Source organism: Bacillus sp. TH30 (assembly GCF_016650875.1).
GTDB classification, from domain to species: Bacteria; Bacillota; Bacilli; order Bacillales; family Bacillaceae_G; genus Bacillus_A; species Bacillus_A mycoides.
Genome location: NZ_JAEKEY010000002.1, coordinates 4,691,372 through 4,718,217, shown reverse-complemented (window position 1 = coordinate 4,718,217; position 26,846 = coordinate 4,691,372). Strand labels below are relative to the sequence as shown.

The following is a 26,846-nucleotide window of genomic DNA, read 5'->3' as shown; positions in this document are numbered from 1 at the left end:
CCCCTTTTTACTTTGGTTACTGAACTAGCTCCGTAGAAAACATTCATTTAATTCTGGACAACTTATATGTTAAAAATTTCTTCATTCAATTTATAAACCCTATCTCTTTTCTCATCATTTTTGATAAAAGTGAGCTTTCCTTCTGTAACAAACCCTTCTAATATTAAGCATACTTGTCCAAAGGCTTTAGGCTTATTCGTTGTAAATCTTTCATCTGATATTTTACCAGATCGTATTAATTGTTCGCATAGCTCAAGTGCACTTATTTCTTCAGAATTAAATAATCCCAAAATATCTTTTTGCAAGGGCGATAAAGGTGCTGGGATCTCAGCTACCTCCACTTTTTCTTTTTCTTCTTCAAATAAATCTTCAAATGAAATTTGATTCATTACATCTTTTCCTTTCTAACAACTGATTTGTATAACATGAACTGAATCCTATAGGTACGAGAACTTTAAATATTAGTTATTGTTATGTAGTACTTACCTTATTACATGAATTTCAAACTCATGTACATCATTTCATATAGTATGTTTTGATTATACCAAATATACGTTCTGCCTTCTATTGTAGAATTTTTTATAACAGGAATGAAAGTAATAGTGAATATTTATCTCCTCGTTAGTTGTATACACTATGTAAAAAAACAGAAAAAGTTTACATAATAAAATTATAGTTTTCTATTAAATTTCTACGCTAAAACGTAAAAAAGCACTTGTTGCTTTTAGTTGACAATCAAGTGGCCTTAAGTTCATCTGTTTTTAAGTAACATTAAATTTGTCAGTTTTATAATAACAGTAGGAAACCTTTTGTATGTCATGTCAACTACAACGTTAAAACTTATGAGTTTGTACGTTTTCGTTAGTTTTATGTCCATTCCATGTGTTTTTATATTCATGCCCCAGTAAAATGTCATCTCGCCTAAGCTCGTACTTCGTTTTCTATTCTATCATTGCACACAGTACTCCATGATGGTATGACTATCATGGAGTATATATTTTCAAACACCCTTTTATTTTTTCTATCTACTTCACATATACTTTGTTTTTCATTGATTTATATATGTGTTAATGTGTTTCGTTATCATATTTGCTTGTAAAATATAAATTAAGTAGTAAGTCTAATTCATTTGAACGAATCCTATATCTCTATTTACCTAGTGATAAAATATCTACTTATTCTATTATTGTACTGACCCCATAAAACTAGTAATAATAAGAATATGTTCCTTTAATTTGACCTTTTTTAAGTTCTCTACTTTTTCTGCTCCACCTAAACCTAATAGAGGTGTATAACCAAAACACTCCTCGTAATCTAACTCATTATATTGTTTAAGCGCTTCGGGATAAGGTTGCCAAGATAAATCTTCATCTCTAAATTCTAAATCAGCAATATTTTGAAAGAAAAATTCAAATGTAAACATAATGGTCTTTACTATACCGTACCTGTAATTAAGTAATCTAACATATCCATCTGACCAAATAACCAAGTCTCCCATACCCGTAGCAAATAATACTATTGAATCCTTATATCTTTGACTACTCTCCTCCAAAATCTCTTTAAATTCCTCTGGATTTACACTTTTAAAATACCCTTGCATAAATGTACCAAATCCATAATTACTCCATAAATTTATTATTTCATTAGGTACTACATGTTTATACTTTTCAATGATTTCACTCGAAACTTTATTATGTAACTTAAAATCTTTTAAATATTGCTCCACTTAAACTCCTCCACTATGTTAACTTTACATTCAAATAATTATTTTTTTGTTGTTCTGGTGCCATGCTTTTTGCTATTTTCTTAATGTGTTTATCAGTAATATCCATTCTATACCGCCATTGATTACCTAAGGAATAAATTATCCTTTTATCCCCCATACTATCAATTTCCTAACAGCTACTTGTTTAGGAACATAAAGATCTGTCTGCTTCGATTTGGTAGTTTCTACATTTTCAAATTCTACTATGATGTTATCTATCATTTCTATTAATTGAATTTAAATTATTTATATAGTCTAAATAATCTCCTAATAAAATTATAACATGCCTACCTATTAAAAAAGCACTTGTTGCCTTTTCGTAGACAATCAAGTGCATTAAGTTCATATGTTTTTTAAATAGCATAAATTTTGTAGGTCTTAGCTTGATCTTATATTACATCTTTCTATAAAAAACTGCAGTCCAATTGTATCTAACACTTGGGCTACACTTCATATCAGACATTTTTTCATATAAACGTTCTTAGTATATTATTTTTGTAACTTTAAATTAGAAATTAACTCATCTAGACTATCCGAAAGCGCTTCAAACGAACCTCGTTCAAAATCCTCCACTTCAACCTTACCACTTACATTATCTAAAACAACTATCAAACCGTTCCCCTCTACACCTATTGGAGTCTTATCAACCTTATTATGATTGTTTTTATACCCTTCTAAATTACTTTCGAAGGAATCCAATTCAATATTTGGTAATACAGGTTCTAGCCTAATATAATGATTACCAACAAATCCATCTAAATCAGCAAACCAATAAGAATTAAAATAATCATCAATTGAAGTGTGCAGTTTAATTTCAAATCTTTCCTCAATCGTCGTTAAATCATTCTTTTTATTTTTTTCAATAGGTTTCCATGAAATTTCTTCTTCATCATCCATTTCACCCTGATATATAAATGAATCCACTTCTTCGTTATATGGCGTTTTAAATAAAAAATCTACCCCTTTATCAAAATATTCTTTTCTTAAATTAAAATATTTGCTCATAGCATCCTTCATTACCAAAATAATCACCCTTACTTTTCTAAGGATTTTTCTAATAGTTCAGCATATTTTTGGTCATTTCCCCAAACTCCTGCGCTTTTCTCAGCATTATGAATCCATTCTAAACCTGGATATAGCTTTGAGGGTACAGCCACAGCTTGACCTCCTCCACCAATGTGATGATGTATTAAAGTGTCATTATATAATTCTTTTAAATCATATTGGGGAAAATGTTTTCTAAACGTTGGATTGTTTATAGGTGCGAATCCTAATTCTTTTTTTGTCTATTTGACCTATTAAACGCTTCTGGGTACTTCTCTAACATCTCTTTCCAATAAAAATCTTTATCGAGTAACCACCCCTCTGCATTGGTGTTTTTTTGCCTTTTACCAACTTAGGGCATCTTAACAGTTAACCGAGGATCCGCAGTATATTTAGCCTCTAGCTTACCTAAATCAGCACCACGATATGTTCTAATAGGATCATTAATATCACCTATCTTCTTAACCGTTTCACCCGTACCCTTAACCCCACCACTCTCCAAATTCGAGATCCTACTCTGAATACTCGCCTTTGAGGCATCATGGGCTTCTTTTATACTTTCACTTTCATTAAGTAATACTTCTTGCTCTTTACTGAAGAGAGATGGTTCACATCTTTTGCTAGTTTAATTTCAATTATATAATATTCACGACTTAATCTATCTAACAATCCTTAAAAATAATCTATATTGATTTTCACTTATTTATCAATCTCTACGAAAAAAGCACTCGCTACCAATAATAGGTTTTCGAGTGCTCAAATGTATATACTTCCCATAATATTTAAATCATTTTTAAGATTTGTTCCTTCACATTTTCGTCAAACTTGGCTCCTTCTACCTGTGCTCCCTTCCAAACTACATTGTCTAGCTTGGCACCGGTAAAATTCGCATCCGTGAAATTCCCATTTAAAAGGTTCGCTCCCGTTAAATCTGCGTCAGTAAAATCTGCATTTCTAGCGTTTACTTCTGATAAATTAGCATCTTCTAAATATGCTTTTTCAAAGTTACCTTCTGTAAGATTCGCATTGCTGAAATTTGTTCCCGTACAGTCAGCCTGTTCCGCATTGATTCCTGATAAATTTGCATGGCGAAAAGTAGCATGATTTAATATCGTTCCAACTAATTCTCCATATGAAAAATCAACTTCATCAAAACATGTTTCAAAACAACTACTTATATTTACCTTTGCATATTTCATATTGGCTTTAGAGAAATTAGCTTCACCAAATCTACAATCTGCAATATGTATTTCCTCTAAATTACAGCTCCTGAAATCAGCAAACTCAAAATCACAATCAAAAAAAGATGCTCTCACTAGTGAAGAAGCTCTTAAATGGACTTGTTTTGCCATGATACCCTCTGCCATCACCTCTGACAAATCAGAAAAAGTAAGGTCTAAATTGCTCATATCTAGCCCATCTATAATTTCATCATTGTATTGAGATTGATTTAATATTTCCATGACTCTTATTCTATCATTATTTTTCTCATCCATGATTACAAATTCCTTTCATTTAACTTTCCAGATACTCCTTCCAAGCAACATTTGGAGAATAAGTTACAACCATTCGACTTTCATGAAAACTTGGCATGGCCATTACTTGAGCTGGTTCTAAGTATTTCATTACATGTAACCAACTATCAAGTAACATATCTATATCGGCTTCTAATGGATTTTGTAAAAGGTCTATACAAATCCCACCCCAATCCAGCTCTGATACGACAGCTGGGCTATTTAGTAATAATTCCTTATCAAACATGTCTAAAATATGACCACTCAAATATGTTCTAACGCCTACCCCCAAAGGACCGTTAGGAAGAAACCTTACCGGTATAGGTAAGGCAGACATATTCATCCACATATGTAACCGTTCACGTTCCGTATTCCATGGATAAGACGCTTTCCAAAAAATTTGCGACACTCCAAAACGTGGTTTTACAATTTCTGCGATTTGATCGGATAGCTCAAAAAAAGCAGACCATAAACTTTTAGGTATTGATTTATGAAACTCAAACTCAAGATATGACCTATGACTCCAGTTAACTTTAAAGCTTCCTCTATAGTGCACTGCTTTATCACGATACAAGTGTACTTCTGATACTTTACGTTCCAAAATCACCTTTTCAAGAATTTCCTCACGATTATATTCTACCCGTACGGTCTCACTGTTACCCCAATGAGTAGGAGCAAATTTTTCATTCGAATCAAACACGTCCAAAAGACGACCTAGTATCTCTTCCTGATTAATCGATACTGTAGGATACATTGCAATTGTAAAATAATTAGGTTTCATTTAAATCCCCCTTAATACTAAAAAGTAAAGTTACATACTTATCTATATTTTTATCCATATACCTCCACCAGGGATATCTGGGTGTGCTTCCCACTTATGTGTCACTTTACCACTATTTGGATCAGTATAGAAAATGTCACTCTCTTTCGCTAAAGGCCCACTTGGTCTTGGATGAGGAGGAATCCCATTCAAATCGGGTTTATCACTTGATATTGTCACAATATGACTTCCATTTTTATCTTCGAGCATTTCTCTTTCAGCTCGCATTTGCCTGTCGTTATGAATAGTTTGCTCTTTTTCACCCATTTTGTGTTTGTGAACATGAACTAAATCAATTTCACCCTTATCATTACGCCCAATACTATCTGGACGCGTAAGATGCCCTTCACTAGATGTATATGTAACAACCTCACCAGCGTTATTGTCCTCTAATTGGCGATCAAGATGTTCTCCCAAGGCTTTTCTCCCTTTTATTTCTTCTTCTCTTCCACGCTCTTGGCTCTTTCTTAAATTTTCAGTCCTAGCATCCCAATCTTTACGCTCTAAAGGTTGTTTCGTTTCTTCACAATGACGATCATATCTAATATCATCTGCTGCCTTATAATCTCCTCGCGCTTTGGCTTCATCTATTTTCATTCGATAGTATTTTTCTCGTTCTGAAGTTAGTTTAATTTTGTTTGGGTTTGTATTACTACCTTCACCCGTACCCTATGTTGTAATCTTAAACCCTCACAACAAAAAAACAAACCATGTAAACCTTATTAAACTACTTCTTTTTCTTCTACTATCGGCAATTCATATGCCGTTTTATATTTCATCATGCCATATACAATGTTTACAAGCCTTCTCATAATACATACCAATGCTTGTCCTTTTGTTTTTCCTTCTTTAAGCTTCTTTTGATAGTACGCATGAAACACTGGATTTCGTGGCATCTTACTGCCTTTTGCTACTTGCACTTGCTGTACTGCTAAATTATAAAATAAAGCGTGTAGCGCCCTGTTTCCTTGTTTGCTTTTGTGTGTCTTACCTTTCCCACCAGAACCAAAGTAAACAGGCGCAATCCCCGCAAATCGTGCTAATTTGTTGGCATTTGGAAATCGCCTTACATCCCCAATTTCTGCAATTAATGCTGATGCCGTCACAAGTTCTATTCCCGGCATCGTTTCTAATTGATAAGCTAGTAGTTTTACTAGCTGTTTTAATTCTCTCTCGATGTATTTCATTTCTGTCTTTTTAAACTCAATATCCCGTACAATACTTCTTACTAAAAAGTCTCGTGTTTCTTGATATTCCTTCATTGTATGTCCATCTTCTTTTACAAGTTTTAATATTTCGCTTGCTTTCTTTACTGAACATGTATTGTTGCTAACATCTAATAAAAAAGCTGTTAATTGCTTTATATTCGCTCCCTCTAAACAAGAGGGTGACGGATATTGCTCCCAAAATGCTAATGCTGTTTTTCCATCTAACTCTGAGAAAAACTTTTTATAACTTGGATAATGGTGGTTTAATTGAATATGTAATTGGTTCTTTAACGCACTTTGTGCTTTTACTAATGCATTCCTTCTTGACACTAGTTGTTGTATCGACCAAAATAAATCGTTTGGCTTTGCATCTGGTAATTGATTTAACTTATTTATTAGTATACGGGCTACGCATTCCGCATCCCAACTATCATTTTTTTGTATCATCACTTGGCTCTTTCGTTCTAAAAATGATAAAGCTGGATTTACTTCTTTCACTACTTGTTCATGATCTACTAAATATTTCGCTAATGCTCTTCCATAACCGCCAACATCCTCTAAACCAAATACAACTGATAAACCATCACTCACATATGTCTCTACTTCTAATAAAAACTTCGAAAATGCAGATGGTTTATTATCAAATTGTATTTCTCCTAATTTCTCTTGCCAACAATTAATAATAACAGCCGTATGATGCTCCTTATGTAAATCTACTCCTACATACAAATAGTTCTGTCTATTATGCATAACTCATCCCTCTATTCAATGATTTAGTCATATACAAAAATGTCGGCAACCTTAGTTCGAGCGTTCATCTTTCGATGCGCATAGGTACGCAAGCCTATCCATTTTTCATAACTCTAGTAGTATGTATAGTAAAATGAGCTAATTTTTTAAGTGAGTTTATAAAATAATTGCTGGATGTTTCCCATTTGCTTGTATTTGTCCATATGTATATATCCCTCGATAAAAGCTCTCTCGGTCTAACATGCGTTTCACTTGTACTTTCGTAAACAGCTTTCCTTTCTCTGTACGATAACCATCCCTATTCAGTCTTGCTGCCAATTGAGTTAGCGACCAATGTTTAAAAAAGTGTCGTAATTCAAATAGTCTCCGTACAACTACTGCTTTTTCCGCATCTACTTCTAACACTTTTTGTCCTTTCTTGACTGTGTAACCAAACATCACACCGCCACCTGCATAGCCACCTTGTTCCGCTTTTTTCTTTCTACCTCGACTTAGCTTTAATGCAATCTCGAGACGTTGGTATTGGTCTAATAGCTCTAACATGCCATTTACTAAAAAATCATTTGGGTCATGTGTGTATATACTGTAATTTGATTGTTCAATTGCTTTTACATCAACCTCATGTTTCTTTAGTTCTCGTTGTATTAACACTTTTGCCATATCAGAGCGCCATAACCGAGATGTATTTAGTACAATCACGTGGCTCACTTGTTGATACGCCAAATCTGACAATAGCTCTTGTAATCCTTCACGTTCAACTGTTAATCCATCTTCATCTACTGTCGCTCCGCTAATTCCTTTATCTTCGTATATGTGAAGCAGTTGTAATTCATTCTCGTTACAGTACCGTTCAATTTCTTCTACTTGATACGCCAAGCTGTACCCTTCACGTACTTGACCTTCTGTTGAAACTCGTACATAACCAACTACTTTCTCTTCCATATTGAGTCCCTTCCCGTTACAGCAATTACAATCCCTGTAACGTTTACCCGTTTTTTGCGGATAACGTGTGCATAACGTCCATCCGTTAAAACGTACTTTACGATGACTTCAAAAAATAACACAACCTTTTATTTTTTCCTCTACTATCGTCGTATACTGTACATAGCCACTACAGCCTATAAAACAACAATAAAAATTTAACACTTAATGCACTTATAAAATTATAGTGCTCTTTTAAATTTCTACGCTAAAACGCAAAAAAGCACTTGTTGTCTTTAATTGACAATCAAGTGCTTTAAGTTCATCTGTTTTTAAGTAGCATAAATTTGTAAGTTTTGTAGTAACAGTATGACACCTTTTGTATGTCATGACAACTACTACGTTAAAACTTACGAGTTTGTACGAGTTCGTTAGTTTCATGCCCATTCCATGTGTTTATATTCACCGCCATGTAAAATGTCATTTCGCCTAAGCTCGTACTTCGTTTTCTGTTCTATCATTGCACACAGTACTCCATGATGGTACAACCATCATGGAGTACATACTTTCAAAAAACCTTTTATTTTTTCTATCTACTTCACATATACTTTATTTTTTATTCATATATACTTATGCGTATTTAAATTTAGCACCACGAACTTTATCATATTCGTACATAAAATATAATTTAGTATAGTAGGCTTTATAAAATCACTATAACTAAACTCATTTATTTACTGTAATGAGTTTTTAATGTTTATTTATATTTTAGGAATATCAATTATATTTCCTGGTGACTCATTAATAAGAATATCTGAAATACTTGGGTTCCTTTTTTCAACTTGAATATTTGAATTTTTGTTAATTCAGGGCTAAATGATATATTTTGTGTTTTAAACTCCAAATTCATAATTTTATTTTGAAGTTTTAATATAAAAACCTTCCATTCTTGTAATGGAGAATTCGAAACTTCCTCCGGACTTTCTAATAATCGATATCCGTCTGCATAATGAAACATTAGTAATCCCGTTCCTAAGTCACAATCTTTGTTTTCAAGAATTGCATTTGGTATATCAAATCCACTATTCCAATTATAATTTGCTGCAAAACAATGAAGGAGTATTGGATTATCTATATTCTTTATTCGGCTAATTGTATCCTCTTTATTTGTATTATAAAGTAATTCTTCAAGCAAACTAATATCTTTATTTTCCATTACCCCTTACCACCTTACTGATATTTACTTATTTTGTATTTCCAATTGTCTTAGTTTTCTTTCCCAAAGTTCTACTGTTGCACCTTGGCTTGGGTACAATGGTAAACTATTCCCCTGTAATTATAAAAAAGCACTCGTTGCCTTTAGTTGACAATCAAGTGCTTTACGTTCCTATGTTTTTAAGTAGCATTAAATTTGTAAGTTTTGTAGTAACAGTATGACACCTTTTATACGTCATGACAACTACTACGTTAAAACTTACGAGTTTGTACGAGTTCGTTAGTTTTATGTCCATTCCATGTCTTTATATTCGTCGCACAGTAAAATGTCATCTCGCCTAAGCTCGTACTTTGTTTTCTATTCTATCATTGCACATAATACTCTATGATGGTACAACCATCATGAAGTATATACTTTTTAACAGCCTATTATTTTTCTGTACACTTCATAACATGTTTTAAATTAATTACAGCAATACTTTGTCACTCCTGTATACAAATACTGTATTTATAAGTCACTAAATACTACCCAAATGCTATTCTACAAATTGATGCTACAACTTTCATGAGTTATTAATTCAATTTAGATATATCTATTACTATAATTTTTTTAGAGGTTATTATTTTTTACTTCCTCAAACCACTCATCAGCAAAATCATCAGCCGTTTTTATATCCTCATTTGTATGTATTAAATCATACTTATATTCAGCTTTAAACTTACCACTCTGAGCAGCGTATATTAATTTCATCTCAGTTGGCATATCTTTTTCGTATTCTTTGCATAATATTTCAATCTCTTCGATATCTTCACTTATAATTTGTAGAACCTGAAACATTCGTTCTGGAGACACATCATATCTTTCTTCTCCATTTTCCAATGCATCATTAACCTTGTGACACTCTACATACTTATTGTTAATTAAATAAAAGAAACTACTAGAAATCATATCTTCTTCACATGAAGCGTAAACATATACTTTATCGGCTCTATTTTCAACATATTCCATACATATGGATATCATATCAGCTTGCAATTCACTAAATCTATCTTCGAATTCTTTCATACTACATTACACTCCTTTTATAAATTTTTAAATTTTGCATTACCTGGCTTACCATCTATAGTGTAATTAACTATAAATTTGTCTGGACGCATATCATTCCCAGAGTATATTATATCAACCTTAACTGTTACTTCTTTTGGTGGTTTTTCTTTTAAAGCTGCAGCCCATTTATCTTCAACTTTTTTATATTTCTTCAAATTAACATCAGATAATTGCGAAACTAAATTGTCAATTTTAGGTGACCCTCCAAACCTATCACCTGCCAAATGTCCTGCATGATCTTGTCCTTTTACTTTTCCTAGTGTATTTTTACTATGTGATAATCTCTTCTCTCTCTCAGTTAGTTGCAACTTATCTGTTTCAAATTTTTCAATTCTTCCAAGATTATCTGTTTCGTAAAAGTAATCATACTCTCCTGTTTTATACCTAATTTCAGGCTTTAATCTATTTTTTCTTCCATTTGTAAACTGTTCCCCTTTGTCCACAAATGTTTTAACTTCACTTACAGTACTGCCTTTACCCGTACCCTTAACCCCACCACTCTCCAAATTCGAGATCCTACTCTGAATACTCGCCTTTGAGGCATCATGGGCTTCTTGGAATTTCCCGCTATAGTTCGTTCCAGTTCTAGCGACACTTCCATCTGGCAGTATTTCTACACCTTTAAAGATTGGGGATACGGAGTCCACACCTTTTGCCACTAGACCTTTAATGAAATAGTCCGCATCATTAATCTTATCTACGGTTTTCCAGCCTTGTATTTTTAAATTTTTTAATAGATTATTTTCCTTAAGCGATTGTACCACATTTTTACCCAAATTTGGATTGAAACCAGGCATTCCTTCTTTGAATTTTAATAATTTCGCTAAATCAGCTAATTCACTCGTGTCTTTGAATGCTTTTACTCCTTTTCCTACTGCTCCAACAACTGGGATTGCATCTAATCCGCCAAAAATGATGTTTCCTACCCGCTCTTCTTGGCTCAATTTCCTGTGTGTTCCCCAGTCTTCTCCGTCGATACCACTTTTGATTTGTACAGCGCCGTATACAACTGCCGCAGCGGCCCCGAGTGGCGGGCAAAGGATTGTTGTGATGATGATTCCTACGCCTATTCCTATGTCTCGTATCATTTCTAGTTTTTTCTGTTCATCTTCTATCGATTTGTATTCAAATCCTCGTGTGGATGGGACTACTTTCTTGTATTCTTCATAATTTAGTTTTGCATCTGGATTTTGTTTTTTTAGTTCTTTGTATTCCCCTCTCAGTACGTTATCAAATGCAGGTGAATCTTTAAAAATATCTTCTACTGTTATTTTATCTTTTTTCGTCTGTATTGTTTGTGGTATACTTCCGTACCCTGCGTGCGCATCTGGTAATACTGTCGTTGTTGTAGAGCCAATTCGGTTATTTGTTTCGAAACTGAGAATAGATGTATCTCTCATTTTTTGAGCGAATTTATCCATTTCTACTAAAAAAGGTTTATCTATATGTTCAGAGACTACTCGCCCTGCTTCTCCGCAATATTTTTGTAATGTCGAATAGCTATCAAGTAATTCTCCGATTTTTTGCGATTGATCTTTTGGGTTAAAATGTATACTACCATCCGAATCTGAATCTCGTATTCTTCCATCAATTCTTTTTAATAATTCATTTGCGTCCCGTAATTTCATGAGAGCATCTTTTGTAATTCGATTCATACCATCTCCCATGTCTTGCCATGGTTCAGGTCTATATTTCACATCCATTTTGTTTTCATCCCCCAGCCGTATGGTGATTTCTACAACTTACTTAATCTTTCACGTAATTGTTCGTCCTTTTCAAGCATTTCCACGCATACATTTCCTACAACTTTCGCCGATCTAGAATAGTGTTCAGCCAATTCAAGTGTTTTATGTAATATATCAGGATATTTTTCAATTACTCTCATCGCTTCACCTTTTTGATAAAAATCACAGCTTAGTAAACTCTCAATATTCGTTCCAATGACGTCTACATGGATTGTATATATGTTTTCTAACTTCATTACTATATCAAGTAGTTCTTGAAAATTAACTAATACTTCTTCTCCACCACTAGAACCACCATCTCCCATTGATACTTGCATTATTCAATACCTCCTAACGAGAATTGTCTCGGGTCAATTAATTTTTTATACGGCATTTTTAACACGTCATACAATTTCTTATTAACCGCATAGAGGCTCACCCAGTCATATCGATTACGATCTACATCTATTTGAACGAAATCTTCTCCTTCAGTGAAATATAAGAAACATTCCCATTTTCCTCCTCTATTACTCCGAGGCCTCGTATACGTTTCCATCGCTATAACGTCTTTATTTGATAAATCTTTTTCCTCAAATGTTTGTTGTTCTGTTTCTGTCATTCTCTTTGAGAAAAATGTATCTTCTATTTTCCTCGGTTCTCTCAACAAGAAAGGGATGCGTGTTAATAATGAAAAATATACGTCTGGCTTTGGTATGTAGTCGATCTCGTATTTTTTATTTGGCTCTACTTCTGTTAATACAGCCACTCGATCTTTATCATGTTTCAAAAAACCAATTAATACATTATTAATTCTCGTGTATTCATGACAATTTTCATATTCCTTTAATAGCTCAATAATTTGAAAAGCTGCAGGGGTAATTCCATTTTCGCTTGTAAGTAAGCCTTTTTCTTTTAAACTCGTAGTTGCTTTTGTGACACATTCTTCATCAAGTAAAATAATTACGTCACGGTTTGGCAATCCAAATATATCCGTAACCCCAGCTGCACCTGCGAGAACATATAATTCAGCAGGTGCAAAATTCATTTCTTTTCCCATTCTTTTATCCCTCATTTATCCATCACAACTGTTTTATCGTCCTTACTTCCGGTCTATCTCCGTACGTCTGAATACTTTTATCTAACTCTTTCAAAGCTTTCGTATGTCCTTCAAATGCCTCTACCATTTCTGAGTTATATTGAATGATTAAATCTAGATAACTTAAAAAGGCATCTCTCGTTTTTCCATTCCAGTTCGCACATGTAACGTATGCTTTTAAGTTTTTCGCTTCGTTTAAAGAATCCTTCATACCATTTTCAATATTTTGCGCGTAAGAAATGGCACTTGCAGTGTTACTTCCTATAATTTCAACCTCTTTACCACTCATGTGGGTTCCCCCATTCTTTATATGTTTAATGGATAAGATTTTCAATTTCCTTTTTCTTTTCTTCAAAAGCCTTGGTCGCTGCATTGTATGCGGACGCTTTCTCCGCTTCTGCTTTCGCTTTATATTCCAAATACTTTGCATAAGCTGTACCTATCGCAGATCCAACATCGCTTAATGCACTCTTAAAATAGGATAGTACTGTATTTAATTCTTCATCCTTTTCATGACGTTTTTGTTCAAATTCAACTGCCGGAATTTTATTAGCTTCTAAGCCATTACTTTTACTCTCATAATCTCTCCTCGCTGATTCAGCATCTTGAATGAATCGTTTTAACTCTCTTTCTTGATTTTTTAAATAATCATGTAATTTATCATACTGATCTCGCTTCCTCGCGCTTTCTGTAAAACCCGATGCATTTAAAAAAACAGTGTACAATTCCTCTAACATCTTTCTCCCCCTTTATTACAATAACTATGTAGTTAAATTCGTATATTTAAACATGAATATTCATTACATTGAGAATTTATAAATAATTATTTTTGCATATTGCTATTCTATCAAAGGGGTTTTAACATTTCCATATTTTATAAAAAGGTTTCGCATTTTTCTTCAATTAAATAGCAATGAATATTTATTATCTAAAAATTATAGTTTTATATAGATTATTGGAATTTTATCCACATTAAGTGAATTAATGACAAATGATCATCATTTACATGTTATAATTACGATGTGTACATTTAGCTGTATTAGCTGTATTAGATGTATATGTGTAATACGTATATTTAATAAAGTTAAATTAAACTGGGGAGGCTTTCTCAAATGGGCAAGAAAACAAGCAAAGCTAAAAAAATTTTGGGATTCGTAATCACCACAGCACTAGCAACTACAATGATGGTAGGCACAGCAAACGCACAAACAACTACGAATAACTATAAAGTAGCTGGCAATGCGAACACTGTATTTACAGATGTACCAAAGGACCACTGGTCAAAAACTGCTATTGATTACTTAGCAGCAGCAGGGATTTATAAGGGATATGGAAATGGAAAATTTGGTTTTGGGGACAACATTACTAGAGGACAGGTTGCTTCTTTAGTCAATCGACATTTAGGTTTAATAGCAGATGATAAACAGGGAAATATGTTTAGTGATATTACAAATCATATGTTTGAAAAGGATATCAAAGCCATTGCGCAAGCTGGAATTATGACAGGTGATGGAACAGGTGCATTTCGTCCAGATGACGCATTAAATCGGTATGAGATGGCAGTAGTATTGCAAAAGGCATTTCAATTAAACTCAAAAGGACAAGAGAACTTTAAAGATGTACCAAAAGGTCATTGGGCCTATGAATCTGTAAATGCAGTGCGTAGTAACCGGATATCCCAAGGTGACGAGTCTGGTAATTTTAATGGCAACATGCTTGTGAAACGTGAGCAGTATGCACAATTTTTCTATAATGCAATAGCAAAGAACAGATCTTATAATTTCAACATCAATACAAAAGAAGAACTGAAACAAATGTTAGCAACAGCTTTACAGGATGGGACGTTTGGTCCATTTAAATTAGATGTACTGGGTAAAGATATATCTGAGGTAAAAAAAGAATTTGGAGTGCCTGATGTTTGGAAGCAAGCACCATGTACAGAATGTGATGCACCTACTACAGCGGTATATGGAGATTATAATATTGATATGTACCCTTCGGACGCTAGATATATATGGGTAAAAATGGATATCACTATCGATGAATTAAAAGAGTGGTTTGGTGAGCCAGATGGAATTGGAGAGGATATGACTAGTGAAGGCTTTATATATAATCGAGGAAGCTATTCTCTTTATTTCAGCTTCTCTGATGGTTATATTCAACGCGCTGAAATATCTAAAAGTGAACATCATTAATACGTTACAAGCAATATAAAATATATAAAGCATAAAAAAACCCTTCAAGAACGTGCCTTTTCTTGAGGGATTTTATTTTGTTTCTATCTATTTAACATAATACAAAGCTGTAAAACTACTACTGATTAAAGTTCCACTTTATTTTTCTTAGTGCTCCGCATTCCATTCACTTAAATACGTTACATATTCTAGTTCATCTGGATCATCATATAACATAGAAATAAACTCTAATTTATTTCCATCACAATCTAGAAAATATACGCTTGCAGCTGGCATCCACCTTTGGACAATTGGTTCTCGATTTCCTTTCCCTTGACTCCCTACTACCTCTATTCCACGCTTCTCTAACCATAATTTTGAAGCATTTAAAAACTCTAAATCTACACGAAAAGCGAAGTGTTTCGTCTCAAATTCTTCATTTATATGTACTTCCCATAATCCGAGCATTTGTTTTTTATTTTCTCCTACCCAAAAGAACGCAACTCGTCTTTTCGATAGTCTTTTTGCTAATGCTAAACCTAACTTATTTTGATAGAAATCTATTGCCTTTTCTAAATTTCTGACATGTAAATGAGTTTCATATATGCTTTGTATCATTATATATTTCTCCCTCCTTTCTAATTTTTTTAAAATATGTTTTGTTTTTATCATACAAATTAATATATTTTTAAACATCCTACTTTTGTATAATTGTTCTTTCCTTCAAATGTATAGGTATCCAGCTCTATAACTGATGTCCCAATCCTAAAATTCAATACATTAAGCATCCTTAAATTTACATTTTCATGTAGTTAGTTTCTCTCTATACTACCTTCACTAACAAAGATCTCTAGCTAAGCCTTTCATTGTTCAGTAAAAAAACAAGCCATCCAATTCAAATGAATTGGATGGCTATTTGTTATGAGATTACTTCAATTTCCCCTCAAAAACAATTTTTCTACCGCATGGTTCAACTTCTGTTTTGCCGTTTTTCTTCACTTCATGAAAGATTGGTTCTTCCATGCGACGAGACGGTGCATATCCTTCTTGTTCCATACGCGCTAAGCAGTCTGTAATTGTTTCGTTTTCGAGTACTTCAAATTTCTTTTTATTAGGTTGTTTTGTCATGCCCTAACCTACTTTCTATTTTTCTTGATGCGAATTGATTCTTCATGTAGACCATATATACCATTGCGAGAATTCCCATTATAATCATAACCGCAATAAAAAAGCTTGTATACTGTATTTTTTCTATAAATACGCCTCCTAATACAGGTCCCATAATACTTCCTATACTAAAGGCGATTCCGGATAATATATTACCCGCTGGTAGTAAGTGTCTCGGTAATAAATCTGTCATAAATCCAAGCCCTAGTGAGAAGCACGAGCCAATGACCATACCTGCTATAAGCATACATGCAAAGACGATCCAGTAATATTGATCAAATACTGCTGCAAGTAGGAAAATGCCCGTACTTACACTGAACGTCCACGTTAAAATACGGTCTCTTCCGTATTTATCACTTAATATACCGAGCGGGATTTGTGTAATAATACCTCCAACTGCGAATGCTGGTAATAAGAAGGAAACTTCCGATACAGACCATCCTTTACGAAGCGCGTATACTGGTAAGTTACTATTTAACATTGCTTCAAGTACGCCGTATGCGAGCGGACCAATTAGCGCAATCCAAGCTAATCCAACGACTTGTTTATAACGAGAAAAGGATGATTCACTTTCAGTTTTTGCCTCATCTTGTGCTGGAAATGCATTTTTCGTTGGTAGTAGTAAAAGCCATCCTATTAAGCAAAGTATAGTAGATACGATAAATGGTGTTGCAAGACCGTACTGAACAGTGCTTGCTAAATACGGGCCAACTGCGAAACCAATTCCGAAGAATACACCGTATATCGATACTTGTCTACCTATTTTACTCGGGTCTGATGTTGTCGTAATCCATGTTTGTGTTCCGACATGAAGCATATGATCTCCGACTCCAACTAGAAATCTAAGAACGAACCATACCCAAAATGAAAAAGTTTGTGTAAAAAAGAATAATGAAATAATAACGAGAAACCCACCAATAACGATAATTGGCTTCATTCCAAACTTTTGCATCGGTTTTTCAAGAAACGGTGAAATAACTAATATCCCAATATATAATGCCGTCGCATGAATACCGTTAATACTTGAACTAACCCCTTCTTGTTCAAAAATCATTGCAATGGTCGGTAAAAGCATCCCTTGTGACAAACCTGAGATTGCTACAATTCCAACCATAATCCAAAAAGTAAAACGCATCGACATCCCTTTCCCTCTCCTTCTCACGCTTTCCACTTTTCATTATAAACTGTTTCTTCAAATGCGTGTACGAATATTCATAATAAAAAAGAAGCTAAAAGAATGAACCTTTTAGCTTCTTATCCTTCCCATACTTGCGCTTTCACATTGTAATGAAAATGCTTAAAATATGGATTTTCATAAAATGAAGGCCCAAATAAAATCGGATGTGTATGGACCATTGATTGCTGCACTTGCAAAGGAACTACAGCTGGTGAAACTTGCATATACATCGGATTTATAATCATTTTTATATATTGATGATCATTATATGGAGAATGATATATTAAAAATGGATTATGCATTGACTCTCTCCCCTTATACATACAAATGCTATAGTATATGCAAGTTTTATATTTCGGGAATTATTTATTGTCTAACCAATCCTCTACATGTTTTATAAATACATCTAAACAATCTATAAACGGTGAGTGTCCGCAATCTTCTAATATCTTCAACTCTGCATTTGGCAAATGTTTTGCTAATTCCTCACCGACTACTTGCGGTACGACGTAATCTCTGTCACCTTGTATGACGAGTGTTGGAGCTTTAATATGATGAATTTGCTTATTTCCCTCTACAACCCCATTATGTTCATCCGAAATATTAAATGTAATGAGCGCATAATTCACATCTACGAAATTACGTTGCGTTAACATATCATCTAAATACTTTTCATAACGATCCGGTTCAGGTTGATTATGTGTATATATTAATAGATTCCATACTGTACGGTAATATAATTTATTCATATTTTTTATCGCATCTAGCACTGGAGCAATTTGTACTGGATCTTGCGCGATTTCTTCTTTCGTCTTTACTAAACTTGATACGATCGGTTGCCCGTTAATATCTTTTTTAAAAATTGGATATCCCTTCATTCCCACTGATTCTACTAAAATCAACTTTTCGACAAATGTTGGATGATTCGCTGTAAATTGCATCGCAACACCACCGCCCATTGACCAGCCCATTAATGAAAATTTTTCTAGTTTTAATTGATCGATAAATAGTTTTACATCTCTTGCAAAGTCTTGTAATGAATCTATCGATTGATTATATGTTGATTGGCCAAATCCTCTTAAATCAAGAGCGTAAATATGGTATTGATCTTGCAACTTTTCAATAACTAAATCCCAGTGTTGTGACGATGTCATGTTCCCGTGAATGAGTACAAGAATTTCTGTATTTTGCCTTCCAACTTCCTGATACGCAATCGTTTCTCCGTTCGATAGTGAAACAAACTCCATTGTTGCAGGCTTAATCATCACAAGTTCCCCCATTCTTTTAATAGAAAGAAAATTCTTTACTTAATTAAAGAATACCATGTAGAATATACGTTCTCAATACAAAATCTATACGAAATTTCCACATAAAACAACATGTCTATTACTAGACAAGTAAAATAAAAAGGTATATAGTTAGCTAGGTAACTAATTTGAAAGGATCAAAATACATGGACGAAAAACAACATTTTTTCCACATTGTCAGTCAAACTTCTCGTAAGTTTACGAAGAAATTTAATGAACGTGTATCTCCAACAGGATTATTTAGTGCGCAATGGGCTGTTATTTTCCGCATTAATCAAACTGGATCTTGTACCCAAACAGAATTATGTCAGTATTTAAATGTTGAATCACCAACGATGACTCGTACGTTAACACGTATGGAAACGATGGGCTGGATTATTCGTACGGAAGGAAAAGATCGACGTGAGAAGCTCATTTCCTTATCGGAAACAGCAATAGAAATGATTCCAGTATGGCAAGAAGAAGTTGATTCCTTTGAAGAAAAGACGCTAGAAGGTATTAAAGAAGAAGACTTACATGAAGCTTTTCAATTGTTACAACAAATTATCAAAAATTTAGATCATTAATATGGAGGGATGACGATGCAAAGTGAAAAACTTTGGACGAAGGATTTCCTCGGAACTTGTTTTAGTAGTCTGTTTCTCTTTTTAACATTTTACATGCTTATGACTACTCTGCCTGTCTATGTTATAGACAGCCTAAAAGGAAAACCTGAGGAAATTGGTTTAGTTGCAACTGTTTTTCTTATTTCATCTGTTTTATGTAGACCATTCACAGGAAAATGGCTCGATGATTTAGGAAGAAAGAAAATATTATTTATTTCACTTTCACTATTTTTAGCCGCTACCGTTATGTATTTCGGTACGCAAAGTTTATTTTTATTACTTGCCCTTCGCTTCTTACATGGTATTGGATTCGGAATGGCAACAACAGCAACTGGAACAATTGTAACTGATGTAGCACCAGCTCATAGACGCGGCGAAGCACTTGCTTATTACGGCGTATTTATGAGTCTACCGATGGTAATTGGTCCTTTTTTAGGTTTAACAATTATTTCTCATTTTTCATTTACTGTACTATTTATCGTTTGTTCAGTATTTTCATTACTCGCATTTTTATTAGGATTACTAGTCAATATTCCGCATGAAGCACCAGTAAACAAACAAAAACGAGAAAAAATGAAATGGAAAGACTTAATTGAACCATCTTCTATTCCAATCGCTCTAACAGGATTTGTTTTAGCCTTTTCTTATAGTGGCATTTTATCCTTTATTCCTATTTATGCGAAAGAGCTCGGTTTAAGCGAAATTGCAAGTTACTTCTTTATTTTATACGCACTTGTTGTGGTCATTTCTCGTCCATTTACAGGGAAAATATTTGATCGTTTCGGTGAAAATGTACTTATCTATCCCGCTATTATTATTTTCACAATTGGGATGTTCATTTTAAGCCAAGCGCAAACTTCATTTTGGTTCCTTGGCGCAGGTATGTTAATCGGTTTAGGATACGGAACATTAATTCCAAGTTTCCAAACGATTGCAATTTCTGCCGCTCCAAACCATCGACGTGGTTCTGCGACAGCTACTTACTACTCGTTCTTTGATAGTGGCATTGGCTTCGGTTCTTTCATTTTAGGTATAGTCGCTGCCAAATCAAGTTATCATAATATGTATTTTATCGCAGCTATTATCGTTGCGTTCACTTTACTTCTATATTATGGATTACACGGACGAAAACAAAAATTCAAGAAACAAAGTACAGACGGACAAATATCTGCTTAACGTTCATAAGGAAAGTAAACTTACCCGTTTACTTTCCTTATTTTGTATTTATTTTAAGACGAGCGTATACTTATAATAGAAACTAAAGGAGGTACCTGTATGAATGTAAAGAAATCTCCCCTGCTATTACTGTTACTAGTATTACTATTCGTAGTTACAGGGCTTGGGTTTACTTTTTTTAAAAATAATAAAACGACCCCCACTAAAGCAAATGTCACAAAAGAAAACTGGTTGAACAATCCTTACTTACGCTGGTCGTATACACATATGAAAGAATTCACTTTAATAAATGAAGTAAAAAACAATCCTGATCAAGTTGCTCCCTTCCCTACCGCGTTACAAAACTTAGACGATTTTGCTGTGGAGCGTAGATTTGGAAATAAGACTCCTCTAAAAAAACTTTTAGACGAAAACAAAACAGATGCTTTTGTCGTTGTACATAATGGTCAACTTGTTTATGAACGATATTTCAATGGATATAACGAGAGTGAACCTCACGGAATGGCATCATTAGCAAAGGTGTTTACTGGTGCAATCATACAATCTCTCGCTGAAGAAAATCTTATTGATGTAGAGAAAACAGCTGACACTTACATAAAAGAATTAAAAAATACACCGTTTGGAAAAGCAACACTTCAGCAATTACTGGACATGCAAGTTTCCGCTGAATACCCTACTCACGGATATATGCAGCTAGGACTAGAAAATCAAGATGCACAACTATATTTAGCTAGTAATATTTTACCCCGAGGTAAAAATTACGAGGGGCCTATGAAAATTTATGATATGTTACTAGAAGCAGAAGAAACTGCACCACCTGGTTCAGCTTTTTCTTACAATAACGGATCAACTGAAACACTCGCTTGGATTATCCGAACGATTACAGGGAAATCGTTAGCTGAAAATGTAAGCGAACGAATTTGGTCTCAAATTGGTATGGAAGAAAACGCGTATTACGTTACAGATGAAACAAAAGTAGAACAAGCAAGCGCTGGTTTAAATGCAACTGCTAGAGATATGGCGAGGTTCGGACAATTACTATTAAATAATGGTCAATATGACGGAAAACAAATCGTCCCTTCTTCTATTACAGAAAGTGTGAAAAATGTACAAGAAGGTGAGCTCGCAATTGGTCATGGTGCTTCCATTTCTTATCATAATCAATGGTGGATTCCGCACAATGAACAAGGTGCTTTCGAAGTGTTAGGCAGTTACGGACAAACTCTTTACATTGATCCGAAAGCAAGTATGGTAATCGTCCACTTCTCTTCTAACGCTGCGCCTAGTAATGAAATTCATTCGGTTTATTCCGATATGTATATTGATATTGCACATCATTTGGAGAAGCTTCCACAGTAGTGGAGGCTTTTTTTATTTACCCAAATCCTATTCCAGTTAGTACTTGGTTAGTAGGAGTTGCCGAAAGAATTACTATTTAAGCCACGCCTAAACCCCATTTATATTGATAATATTTTAGTAATTTGAAAACACTAGTGCTTAGGAAAGGAGGGATTACGAATGTCTGTGAAAAAGCTATTAACTGGATTAATCATTTCACTTGCGATGATTGTAGTTATGACTACTTTAGGTTCGCTCCGTGTATTTGCCGAATCCGACGTTGTGAGACAGCCTATTGAGGTTGAATTGAATGATGATTACTTTAATCCGAGTATCATCACTGTTCCGGTTGGGAAAACGACGACGTTGCTATTGAAAAACAAAGGAAATAGAGAACATACCTTTACGGTGAAAAAACTCGGAATTGACGCCGAAGTCCCGTCAGGAAAAGAAATAACAATTACCGTAAAACCTGAAACTCCCGGTACATATGAACTAATATGTCGGTTCCACTACTTGAAAGGAATGGATGGGAAAGTAATAGTCAAATAACAAGCGGTACCGGTCCTTACTTTTTTATAAAGTGAAACTTAAATTCGCGGGGGTGTCCCTCCCCCGCAGATTATGAGCTCTCAATAATCAGTTTTTTACTGGTAGCATAAAATCGTTACGCTGTCGTAGCGTACGAAATTTGTGTTTTGTTGGTGCTACCCCATCACTATCAAGCTAAGCTTATGCAAAGTCAATTTCAGGTGAGATTGTTTCTTTTTTCTAAAGGGCAAGTGTAGGTGATTGAAAGATTTGCATACGAAATAAACCCTAACGGGTTTCACTTTTTTGAATTAAGCGGCTTGATTATCAGACATGGTACAATTGTAAACGACACCTAATATATCAAAGACTGTTTTCTTCTCATATCGATGAGATTTTCTCCCGTTTTGCTGTAAGAGGTTGAACAGGCGAATTAAAATCTTTGATAGCTCTTGGGTGTCTTTCTGTATAGCTTGGAAAAGAAGAAGAAAATAATCTTTAATCATATATATGGCCTTATATTCACTCAGTTCTCGTTTCTTCTTCATAAGAAGTAATTGCCGCATTTGAAACATGGTAGAAGAACAGAGTAGAATGGCAATCAGTTGTCCATACAAATGGCATTCCAATCGTTCTCGTTTTATCTTTTTACAATGATGAATATGAAAGAATGATTTCCATGTTTTAAATAAAATCTCGATTTGCCAACGTAAAGAATACCAATCATGTACTTGTCCCATCGGGACAATATCTGTAGGGGTGTTTGTCATATATACATTGATACCACTGAGTCGTTTACTACGAGAAGAATACTTCATTCCTTTCTTTTTCTCTCGAACAGCTTGATCTTGTAGACGTTTTTTTTGTTGTTCTTCTGTAAGTCGATGAACAATCACACGAGTTGGTACTTTATCAGTCATTCCTACATAAGCGTTGGATATTTCACATGTTTGTCCTGGTTGAAGAGAGTTCATTAAGATCTCCATATCTATCTGTATATACTCTGTACCTTTCTTGATTCTTCCATCTTGAAAATAATCGGGATTGGGATTTTTTTGATAAATACGTGTATTCGACTTGATACGAGAGATATAGTAAGCCTTTTTATCTTGTATATGTTGAAGATCTTTCAAATGAAAATAACCTAAATCTCGGATACATAAATCATTCGCTGTTACAGTTGGGGCACACAGAGAACCGTAGGTTCGATCATGTTGTTTACCTGGACCTGTATGAATATGTAGGAACTGTCCACTTAATAGATCATACTCAAGTTGGATCTTTATCCCCGCCGTATGGCTGCATCCTCCTGCACCCGGATAAATGAATGCAAAGGGATCTGGAAGTTGAAATGCAGTTGAGTCTAAAATACGAATACGCTTGAAAACAGAAGTATATGGAGAAGAAATCGGCATAGACGAGACCAATTTTTGGTTTAGTAGTTCAGCTAATATGTGTTGTAAAAATTGGACGGCCGCTTTATTAAATCGTTGATTCAGTCCCTCAGGACTGATGAGCACTTCCGTTGATGCTTCCAAACAGCTAGATAACTGAGTTAAAGAAGTCGTAGCGACATTTTGGCTCACCCATACACATAAAGCGACTAAATCCTTGGCTTGATACTTACTGGTTCGTTGTACAAAACCAACATCTCTAGCAAGATCTCGTAAGATATTTGGAGATAAAAAGCTTTGAATCTCTTGAGCAAATAGTTGTAGTTCATCAGATACAGAAATAGACATACAAAAACGCCATCCTTTCCTATGATTCTACAGAAAGAATAGCGCATTTTTTCATTTTAGAGGGTATTTGTATTGTTTATTTTGATTGACCCTTAAGAACACATTGTTAGTTAGTATTTTAAAAGCTGGTTTCTAAGAGACCAGTCTTCACTATTATTTCACTCCAATTCTGCAGCCATTTCATCCATTACAAGTTTCATTAGGTATAAAAATGTTGCTTCCTATGCAAATTTCTCCCTATACTATTCTTTCGATTTTCGTAACTAATATTTTTTTCGATAATAAATATGTAAAAGGTATCGCAGTCAGTGATGCTAGGAAAGGTGAAATTATTTCATTTAAACCTACTAAGTCAACTAAAATATAAATGCCGATAGTTGTAACTGCAATATTAACAGCATATGTTAATGGGAATTGTAAAAATTTCTTTAAAGTCGGTTTTGTTTTGTAAGTAAAGTACGTATTCAGAAAAAAAGAACCTATTATGCCTATTACAGTAGCAATAATATGTGCTGATAAATAATTTAACCCTATTAATTGGCTTAATAAAAGATAGAATATGTAATAATTCAGGGTATTTGTGCATCCCACTAAAATAAAACGAAGCACTTGTTTATTAAACACTTTCAATTTAATCTTCTCCCTATCTACAATTTAATTAGTCCTTTATAAACTCAATATACTAATACACACTGAGAAATATCCAGGGCTATAATTAAAAACAAACTTTTTGATTTTCCTTTATTTTCTAGATACTATTATATACTAAATGGTTAAATTAGGTACATTCCAAATTTAATTTTCCAATATACAGGAAAAACTCTACAATAGGAGGCAGTTTCGTAGGAGGGTTTTATAAATCATTGAGAAGTTACACACAGACAGCCAACTTTTTTTATTACAAGACAGTCTAAAAATTTCGTTCTGGGGGTTGCAATAAATCTTTAGCTTGATAGCGATGTGGTGCTACCCCATCGCTATCAAAGTTAAGAAACACATTCTTCCCCAAAATGATAAAAATGAACTTCGGTGCTATAAAAAACACAAAATTTCCATTTAAAGAGTACTTTAAAGTCTTAGCTTGATGGCAATGGAGTATTAAAATAGATTAATTTGATGGGCATGTACACAGACCCCAATTATAGTAGGGGCCCGCCAACCAATTGACATAAAACCCACGCTAAGCAAATTGGCTTTAGTTTGTATTAATTTAAAGAGATTCTATGATTTTATAGTAAGTGGACTACCAGCACTTTTTAAAAAAATCATACTAAACACATTTTGATAAAAGAGCCGATTTTTCCAATTTTCTTGTAAATTGTGTTGCATAAATAAATGCTCATTTCTCTTGGTGTTTCGATTTTTCTTCAACAGGAATTTGCATATTCATAATTATCTGTCCTTCTGGGTAAAACAGATTCAATCCGTGTAAATCTGATTCAATTACATCAAATGATCTAAACTGTAAACCATTTCTCTTTATATAGTCTTTAATGTTTGTATATATTTGACGTCGTGCTTCATCCATATGCCCTTCTGTACATACGTAATCAACACAAAGATAATTACCTGCAGGTATACTAAGAATATCAACGTGCTCGATCTCTTTATCATTCAAAACAGGATAATAAACTGAAAGTCCCAAATCATCATTGAAGAAATTCTTAATTGGACACATTGTTATAAATTGTTCTTGAAAAAGTTCACCTTGCTTAAAAATAGAACGGAATTTATCAAAAAAGGATTTTACACTATTAAAATTTTCTCCTTTGATGTGATAATATTTTCTTTCTTCAAAATAGACACTCTGAATTTTATTGAAATTTCTGCTTCTATTTTGAAGGAGATCTAGGAGCCTAGTAATTTTCTTTTGCACTTCCATAAATCGATGAATTTCAGTTTCAATTTCATTTTTTTTGTTCTGTAAGATATTCATATTGTTTATTATATTTCTCTTATTTATTACTAAATCAATTTCTCCAATTGAAAAACCCATATCTTTACAAAAGAAGATTTGGCTAATTCTTTGTAGGTCTTCATTTCCATACAATCTATAGTTATTTTTACCTACCTTTGGCTGAACTAATCCTTTTTCTTCATAGAATCGAAGTGTTTCTTTCGTAGTATTAAAAATCTTAATTACATCACTTTTAGTTAACTTATAGCTATCCATCTAATTATATTGCCTCCTATAAGGAATAATATTCATACTATAAACTATGTGGTTACCTCATAGTCAATAAATAAAAAAATTCAAAATCAAAACTGGCTGTTTTTAGTGATGAAGGAGTACATGTCTGGTTCTGTTGCAAAGTTTCTTAACAGCTAAAAAGTTGGTATGATAGCTGTTCTTGCAGAGTTTGAGCGTGATATTATTCGTGGAAAGCCTCTTCGTAAAGATAATGCGTAAATACAAACAAAACCAGCAAAACACCTTTTCTGTGTCGTACTGGTTTTGTTGAAG

Annotated in this window: 30 protein-coding genes and 3 pseudogenes; 5 read left to right on the top strand and 28 right to left on the bottom strand. The window is 33.9% G+C overall.

The features are described 5' to 3' along the window. Window positions 1–62: 62 nt before the first annotated feature. The 20 genes and pseudogenes from JFU20_RS26425 to JFU20_RS26340 all read right to left on the bottom strand — a co-directional run bounded on the left by JFU20_RS26425 (window position 63) and on the right by JFU20_RS26340 (window position 13,902). A complete protein-coding gene (locus JFU20_RS26425; RefSeq protein ID WP_002013774.1) occupies window positions 63–389 on the bottom strand; it encodes a DUF3895 domain-containing protein in 327 nt (108 codons plus the stop codon). A gap of 794 nt (window positions 390–1,183) precedes the next feature. Further along, entirely contained in the window at window positions 1,184–1,726 is a 543-nt protein-coding gene (locus JFU20_RS26420; RefSeq protein WP_201039073.1) for a T6SS immunity protein Tdi1 domain-containing protein, read from the bottom strand. A 13-nt stretch (window positions 1,727–1,739) separates the two neighbouring features. Then, window positions 1,740–1,883 carry a polymorphic toxin type 15 domain-containing protein gene (locus JFU20_RS30470; protein WP_002013782.1) on the bottom strand — a complete coding sequence of 48 codons (144 nt, stop codon included), beginning with the start codon at window positions 1,881–1,883 and terminating at the stop codon, window positions 1,740–1,742. Between the two features lie 371 nt (window positions 1,884–2,254). Next, complete coding sequence (locus tag JFU20_RS26410) at window positions 2,255–2,770, bottom strand: SecY-interacting protein Syd (protein ID WP_185949921.1); 516 nt, start codon at window positions 2,768–2,770, stop codon at window positions 2,255–2,257. A gap of 29 nt (window positions 2,771–2,799) precedes the next feature. Further along, on the bottom strand, window positions 2,800–2,922 hold the full coding sequence (locus JFU20_RS30805; RefSeq protein ID WP_002013784.1) for a hypothetical protein: 123 nt from the start codon (window positions 2,920–2,922) through the stop codon (window positions 2,800–2,802). A gap of 12 nt (window positions 2,923–2,934) precedes the next feature. After that, window positions 2,935–3,024 (bottom strand): annotated as a pseudogene (locus JFU20_RS30800) (hypothetical protein); the annotation flags it as partial. 11 nt (window positions 3,025–3,035) lie between these two features. Further along, window positions 3,036–3,107, bottom strand: a pseudogene (locus tag JFU20_RS30795) (hypothetical protein); the annotation flags it as partial. Between the two features lie 54 nt (window positions 3,108–3,161). Then, complete coding sequence (locus JFU20_RS30790; protein WP_374222329.1) at window positions 3,162–3,332, bottom strand: hypothetical protein; 171 nt, start codon at window positions 3,330–3,332, stop codon at window positions 3,162–3,164. A gap of 259 nt (window positions 3,333–3,591) precedes the next feature. Next, complete coding sequence (locus JFU20_RS26395) at window positions 3,592–4,305, bottom strand: pentapeptide repeat-containing protein (RefSeq protein WP_016127288.1); 714 nt, start codon at window positions 4,303–4,305, stop codon at window positions 3,592–3,594. Between the two features lie 19 nt (window positions 4,306–4,324). Then, a complete protein-coding gene (locus tag JFU20_RS26390; RefSeq protein ID WP_078214478.1) occupies window positions 4,325–5,104 on the bottom strand; it encodes a hypothetical protein in 780 nt (259 codons plus the stop codon). Between the two features lie 42 nt (window positions 5,105–5,146). After that, window positions 5,147–5,776 carry an ADP-ribosyltransferase gene (locus tag JFU20_RS26385; protein ID WP_307838390.1) on the bottom strand — a complete coding sequence of 210 codons (630 nt, stop codon included), beginning with the start codon at window positions 5,774–5,776 and terminating at the stop codon, window positions 5,147–5,149. An 89-nt stretch (window positions 5,777–5,865) separates the two neighbouring features. Then, on the bottom strand, window positions 5,866–7,101 hold the full coding sequence (locus JFU20_RS26380; protein ID WP_201039071.1) for an IS110 family RNA-guided transposase: 1,236 nt from the start codon (window positions 7,099–7,101) through the stop codon (window positions 5,866–5,868). 156 nt (window positions 7,102–7,257) lie between these two features. Further along, window positions 7,258–8,043: a recombinase family protein gene (locus JFU20_RS26375; RefSeq protein ID WP_016108801.1), complete on the bottom strand. Its 786-nt coding sequence runs from the start codon at window positions 8,041–8,043 to the stop codon at window positions 7,258–7,260. A 740-nt stretch (window positions 8,044–8,783) separates the two neighbouring features. Continuing rightward, window positions 8,784–9,238, bottom strand: a pseudogene (locus JFU20_RS26370) (DUF4274 domain-containing protein). 609 nt (window positions 9,239–9,847) lie between these two features. After that, window positions 9,848–10,303, bottom strand: coding sequence for an immunity protein YezG family protein (locus JFU20_RS26365; RefSeq protein WP_000657439.1), 456 nt, complete (start codon window positions 10,301–10,303; stop codon window positions 9,848–9,850). A gap of 17 nt (window positions 10,304–10,320) precedes the next feature. Next, window positions 10,321–12,048 carry a DNA/RNA non-specific endonuclease gene (locus tag JFU20_RS26360; protein ID WP_201039070.1) on the bottom strand — a complete coding sequence of 576 codons (1,728 nt, stop codon included), beginning with the start codon at window positions 12,046–12,048 and terminating at the stop codon, window positions 10,321–10,323. Window positions 12,049–12,080: 32 nt separating this feature from the next. Further along, window positions 12,081–12,407, bottom strand: a complete 327-nt coding sequence (locus tag JFU20_RS26355; RefSeq protein WP_002013799.1) for a hypothetical protein — start codon at window positions 12,405–12,407, stop codon at window positions 12,081–12,083. After that, window positions 12,407–13,126, bottom strand: a complete 720-nt coding sequence (locus tag JFU20_RS26350) for a DUF5081 family protein (RefSeq protein ID WP_201039069.1) — start codon at window positions 13,124–13,126, stop codon at window positions 12,407–12,409. The genes JFU20_RS26355 and JFU20_RS26350 overlap by 1 nt, the downstream gene beginning before the upstream one ends. A 22-nt stretch (window positions 13,127–13,148) precedes the next feature. After that, the gene (locus tag JFU20_RS26345) at window positions 13,149–13,454 is read right to left on the bottom strand and encodes a WXG100 family type VII secretion target (protein ID WP_002013801.1); all 306 of its coding nucleotides are present in this window, start codon (window positions 13,452–13,454) and stop codon (window positions 13,149–13,151) included. A 25-nt stretch (window positions 13,455–13,479) separates the two neighbouring features. Then, window positions 13,480–13,902 (bottom strand): hypothetical protein, encoded by a 423-nt coding sequence (locus JFU20_RS26340; protein ID WP_002013802.1) that lies wholly within the window; start codon window positions 13,900–13,902, stop codon window positions 13,480–13,482. Window positions 13,903–14,277: 375 nt separating this feature from the next. On the opposite strand from JFU20_RS26340, the gene JFU20_RS26335 reads away from it, so the two are divergent. After that, window positions 14,278–15,360 (top strand): S-layer homology domain-containing protein, encoded by a 1,083-nt coding sequence (locus JFU20_RS26335; protein ID WP_201039068.1) that lies wholly within the window; start codon window positions 14,278–14,280, stop codon window positions 15,358–15,360. A gap of 147 nt (window positions 15,361–15,507) precedes the next feature. Here JFU20_RS26335 and JFU20_RS26330 read toward each other — a convergent pair whose 3' ends face one another. The 5 genes from JFU20_RS26330 to phaZ form a co-directional block, all read right to left on the bottom strand. Next, window positions 15,508–15,957: a VOC family protein gene (locus tag JFU20_RS26330; RefSeq protein WP_002165403.1), complete on the bottom strand. Its 450-nt coding sequence runs from the start codon at window positions 15,955–15,957 to the stop codon at window positions 15,508–15,510. Between the two features lie 309 nt (window positions 15,958–16,266). After that, entirely contained in the window at window positions 16,267–16,467 is a 201-nt protein-coding gene (locus tag JFU20_RS26325) for an NETI motif-containing protein (protein WP_000166305.1), read from the bottom strand. After that, the gene (locus tag JFU20_RS26320) at window positions 16,451–17,647 is read right to left on the bottom strand and encodes an MFS transporter (protein ID WP_002165402.1); all 1,197 of its coding nucleotides are present in this window, start codon (window positions 17,645–17,647) and stop codon (window positions 16,451–16,453) included. Before JFU20_RS26320 ends, JFU20_RS26325 begins: the two co-directional genes overlap by 17 nt. Window positions 17,648–17,760: 113 nt before the next feature. Further along, a complete protein-coding gene (locus JFU20_RS26315) occupies window positions 17,761–17,985 on the bottom strand; it encodes a hypothetical protein (RefSeq protein ID WP_002013808.1) in 225 nt (74 codons plus the stop codon). Between the two features lie 60 nt (window positions 17,986–18,045). Next, window positions 18,046–18,963 (bottom strand): intracellular short-chain-length polyhydroxyalkanoate depolymerase, encoded by a 918-nt coding sequence (phaZ, locus tag JFU20_RS26310; RefSeq protein ID WP_002013809.1) that lies wholly within the window; start codon window positions 18,961–18,963, stop codon window positions 18,046–18,048. Between the two features lie 173 nt (window positions 18,964–19,136). Between phaZ and JFU20_RS26305 the strand changes: the two genes are divergently transcribed. The 4 genes from JFU20_RS26305 (at window position 19,137) to JFU20_RS26290 (ending at window position 22,661) form a co-directional block, all read left to right on the top strand. Continuing rightward, on the top strand, window positions 19,137–19,556 hold the full coding sequence (locus tag JFU20_RS26305; RefSeq protein ID WP_002013810.1) for a MarR family winged helix-turn-helix transcriptional regulator: 420 nt from the start codon (window positions 19,137–19,139) through the stop codon (window positions 19,554–19,556). Between the two features lie 15 nt (window positions 19,557–19,571). Next, a complete protein-coding gene (locus tag JFU20_RS26300; protein WP_002128166.1) occupies window positions 19,572–20,771 on the top strand; it encodes an MFS transporter in 1,200 nt (399 codons plus the stop codon). A gap of 99 nt (window positions 20,772–20,870) precedes the next feature. Next, on the top strand, window positions 20,871–22,130 hold the full coding sequence (locus tag JFU20_RS26295; RefSeq protein WP_201039067.1) for a serine hydrolase domain-containing protein: 1,260 nt from the start codon (window positions 20,871–20,873) through the stop codon (window positions 22,128–22,130). A 159-nt stretch (window positions 22,131–22,289) separates the two neighbouring features. Beyond that, window positions 22,290–22,661, top strand: a complete 372-nt coding sequence (locus JFU20_RS26290) for a cupredoxin domain-containing protein (protein ID WP_002013813.1) — start codon at window positions 22,290–22,292, stop codon at window positions 22,659–22,661. 290 nt (window positions 22,662–22,951) lie between these two features. Here the strand turns inward: JFU20_RS26290 and JFU20_RS26285 are convergent, their stop codons facing one another. From JFU20_RS26285 to JFU20_RS26275, 3 genes are all read right to left on the bottom strand, one after another. Beyond that, window positions 22,952–24,382: an IS4 family transposase gene (locus tag JFU20_RS26285; protein WP_098478520.1), complete on the bottom strand. Its 1,431-nt coding sequence runs from the start codon at window positions 24,380–24,382 to the stop codon at window positions 22,952–22,954. Window positions 24,383–24,619: 237 nt separating this feature from the next. After that, a complete protein-coding gene (locus JFU20_RS26280; RefSeq protein WP_088039022.1) occupies window positions 24,620–25,012 on the bottom strand; it encodes a GtrA family protein in 393 nt (130 codons plus the stop codon). Window positions 25,013–25,721: 709 nt separating this feature from the next. Continuing rightward, window positions 25,722–26,555: a MerR family transcriptional regulator gene (locus tag JFU20_RS26275; protein ID WP_201039066.1), complete on the bottom strand. Its 834-nt coding sequence runs from the start codon at window positions 26,553–26,555 to the stop codon at window positions 25,722–25,724. Window positions 26,556–26,846 lie beyond the last annotated feature (291 nt).

Bases quoted from the DNA above. Each gene is read 5' to 3' on its own strand.
- JFU20_RS26425 (WP_002013774.1), bottom strand. From the start codon at position 389: ATGAATCAAATTTCATTTGAAGATTTATTTGAAGAAGAAAAAGAAAAA.
- JFU20_RS30470 (WP_002013782.1), bottom strand. From the start codon at position 1,883: ATGGGGGATAAAAGGATAATTTATTCCTTAGGTAATCAATGGCGGTAT.
- JFU20_RS26410 (WP_185949921.1), bottom strand. From the start codon at position 2,770: ATGAGCAAATATTTTAATTTAAGAAAAGAATATTTTGATAAAGGGGTA.
- JFU20_RS26395 (WP_016127288.1), bottom strand. From the start codon at position 4,305: ATGGATGAGAAAAATAATGATAGAATAAGAGTCATGGAAATATTAAAT.
- JFU20_RS26390 (WP_078214478.1), bottom strand. From the start codon at position 5,104: ATGAAACCTAATTATTTTACAATTGCAATGTATCCTACAGTATCGATT.
- JFU20_RS26380 (WP_201039071.1), bottom strand. From the start codon at position 7,101: ATGCATAATAGACAGAACTATTTGTATGTAGGAGTAGATTTACATAAG.
- JFU20_RS26375 (WP_016108801.1), bottom strand. From the start codon at position 8,043: ATGGAAGAGAAAGTAGTTGGTTATGTACGAGTTTCAACAGAAGGTCAA.
- JFU20_RS26365 (WP_000657439.1), bottom strand. From the start codon at position 10,303: ATGAAAGAATTCGAAGATAGATTTAGTGAATTGCAAGCTGATATGATA.
- JFU20_RS26360 (WP_201039070.1), bottom strand. From the start codon at position 12,048: ATGGATGTGAAATATAGACCTGAACCATGGCAAGACATGGGAGATGGT.
- JFU20_RS26355 (WP_002013799.1), bottom strand. From the start codon at position 12,407: ATGCAAGTATCAATGGGAGATGGTGGTTCTAGTGGTGGAGAAGAAGTA.
- JFU20_RS26350 (WP_201039069.1), bottom strand. From the start codon at position 13,126: ATGGGAAAAGAAATGAATTTTGCACCTGCTGAATTATATGTTCTCGCA.
- JFU20_RS26345 (WP_002013801.1), bottom strand. From the start codon at position 13,454: ATGAGTGGTAAAGAGGTTGAAATTATAGGAAGTAACACTGCAAGTGCC.
- JFU20_RS26340 (WP_002013802.1), bottom strand. From the start codon at position 13,902: ATGTTAGAGGAATTGTACACTGTTTTTTTAAATGCATCGGGTTTTACA.
- JFU20_RS26335 (WP_201039068.1), top strand. From the start codon at position 14,278: ATGGGCAAGAAAACAAGCAAAGCTAAAAAAATTTTGGGATTCGTAATC.
- JFU20_RS26330 (WP_002165403.1), bottom strand. From the start codon at position 15,957: ATGATACAAAGCATATATGAAACTCATTTACATGTCAGAAATTTAGAA.
- JFU20_RS26325 (WP_000166305.1), bottom strand. From the start codon at position 16,467: ATGACAAAACAACCTAATAAAAAGAAATTTGAAGTACTCGAAAACGAA.
- JFU20_RS26320 (WP_002165402.1), bottom strand. From the start codon at position 17,647: ATGTCGATGCGTTTTACTTTTTGGATTATGGTTGGAATTGTAGCAATC.
- JFU20_RS26315 (WP_002013808.1), bottom strand. From the start codon at position 17,985: ATGCATAATCCATTTTTAATATATCATTCTCCATATAATGATCATCAA.
- phaZ (WP_002013809.1), bottom strand. From the start codon at position 18,963: ATGGGGGAACTTGTGATGATTAAGCCTGCAACAATGGAGTTTGTTTCA.
- JFU20_RS26305 (WP_002013810.1), top strand. From the start codon at position 19,137: ATGGACGAAAAACAACATTTTTTCCACATTGTCAGTCAAACTTCTCGT.
- JFU20_RS26300 (WP_002128166.1), top strand. From the start codon at position 19,572: ATGCAAAGTGAAAAACTTTGGACGAAGGATTTCCTCGGAACTTGTTTT.
- JFU20_RS26295 (WP_201039067.1), top strand. From the start codon at position 20,871: ATGAATGTAAAGAAATCTCCCCTGCTATTACTGTTACTAGTATTACTA.
- JFU20_RS26290 (WP_002013813.1), top strand. From the start codon at position 22,290: ATGTCTGTGAAAAAGCTATTAACTGGATTAATCATTTCACTTGCGATG.
- JFU20_RS26285 (WP_098478520.1), bottom strand. From the start codon at position 24,382: ATGTCTATTTCTGTATCTGATGAACTACAACTATTTGCTCAAGAGATT.
- JFU20_RS26275 (WP_201039066.1), bottom strand. From the start codon at position 26,555: ATGGATAGCTATAAGTTAACTAAAAGTGATGTAATTAAGATTTTTAAT.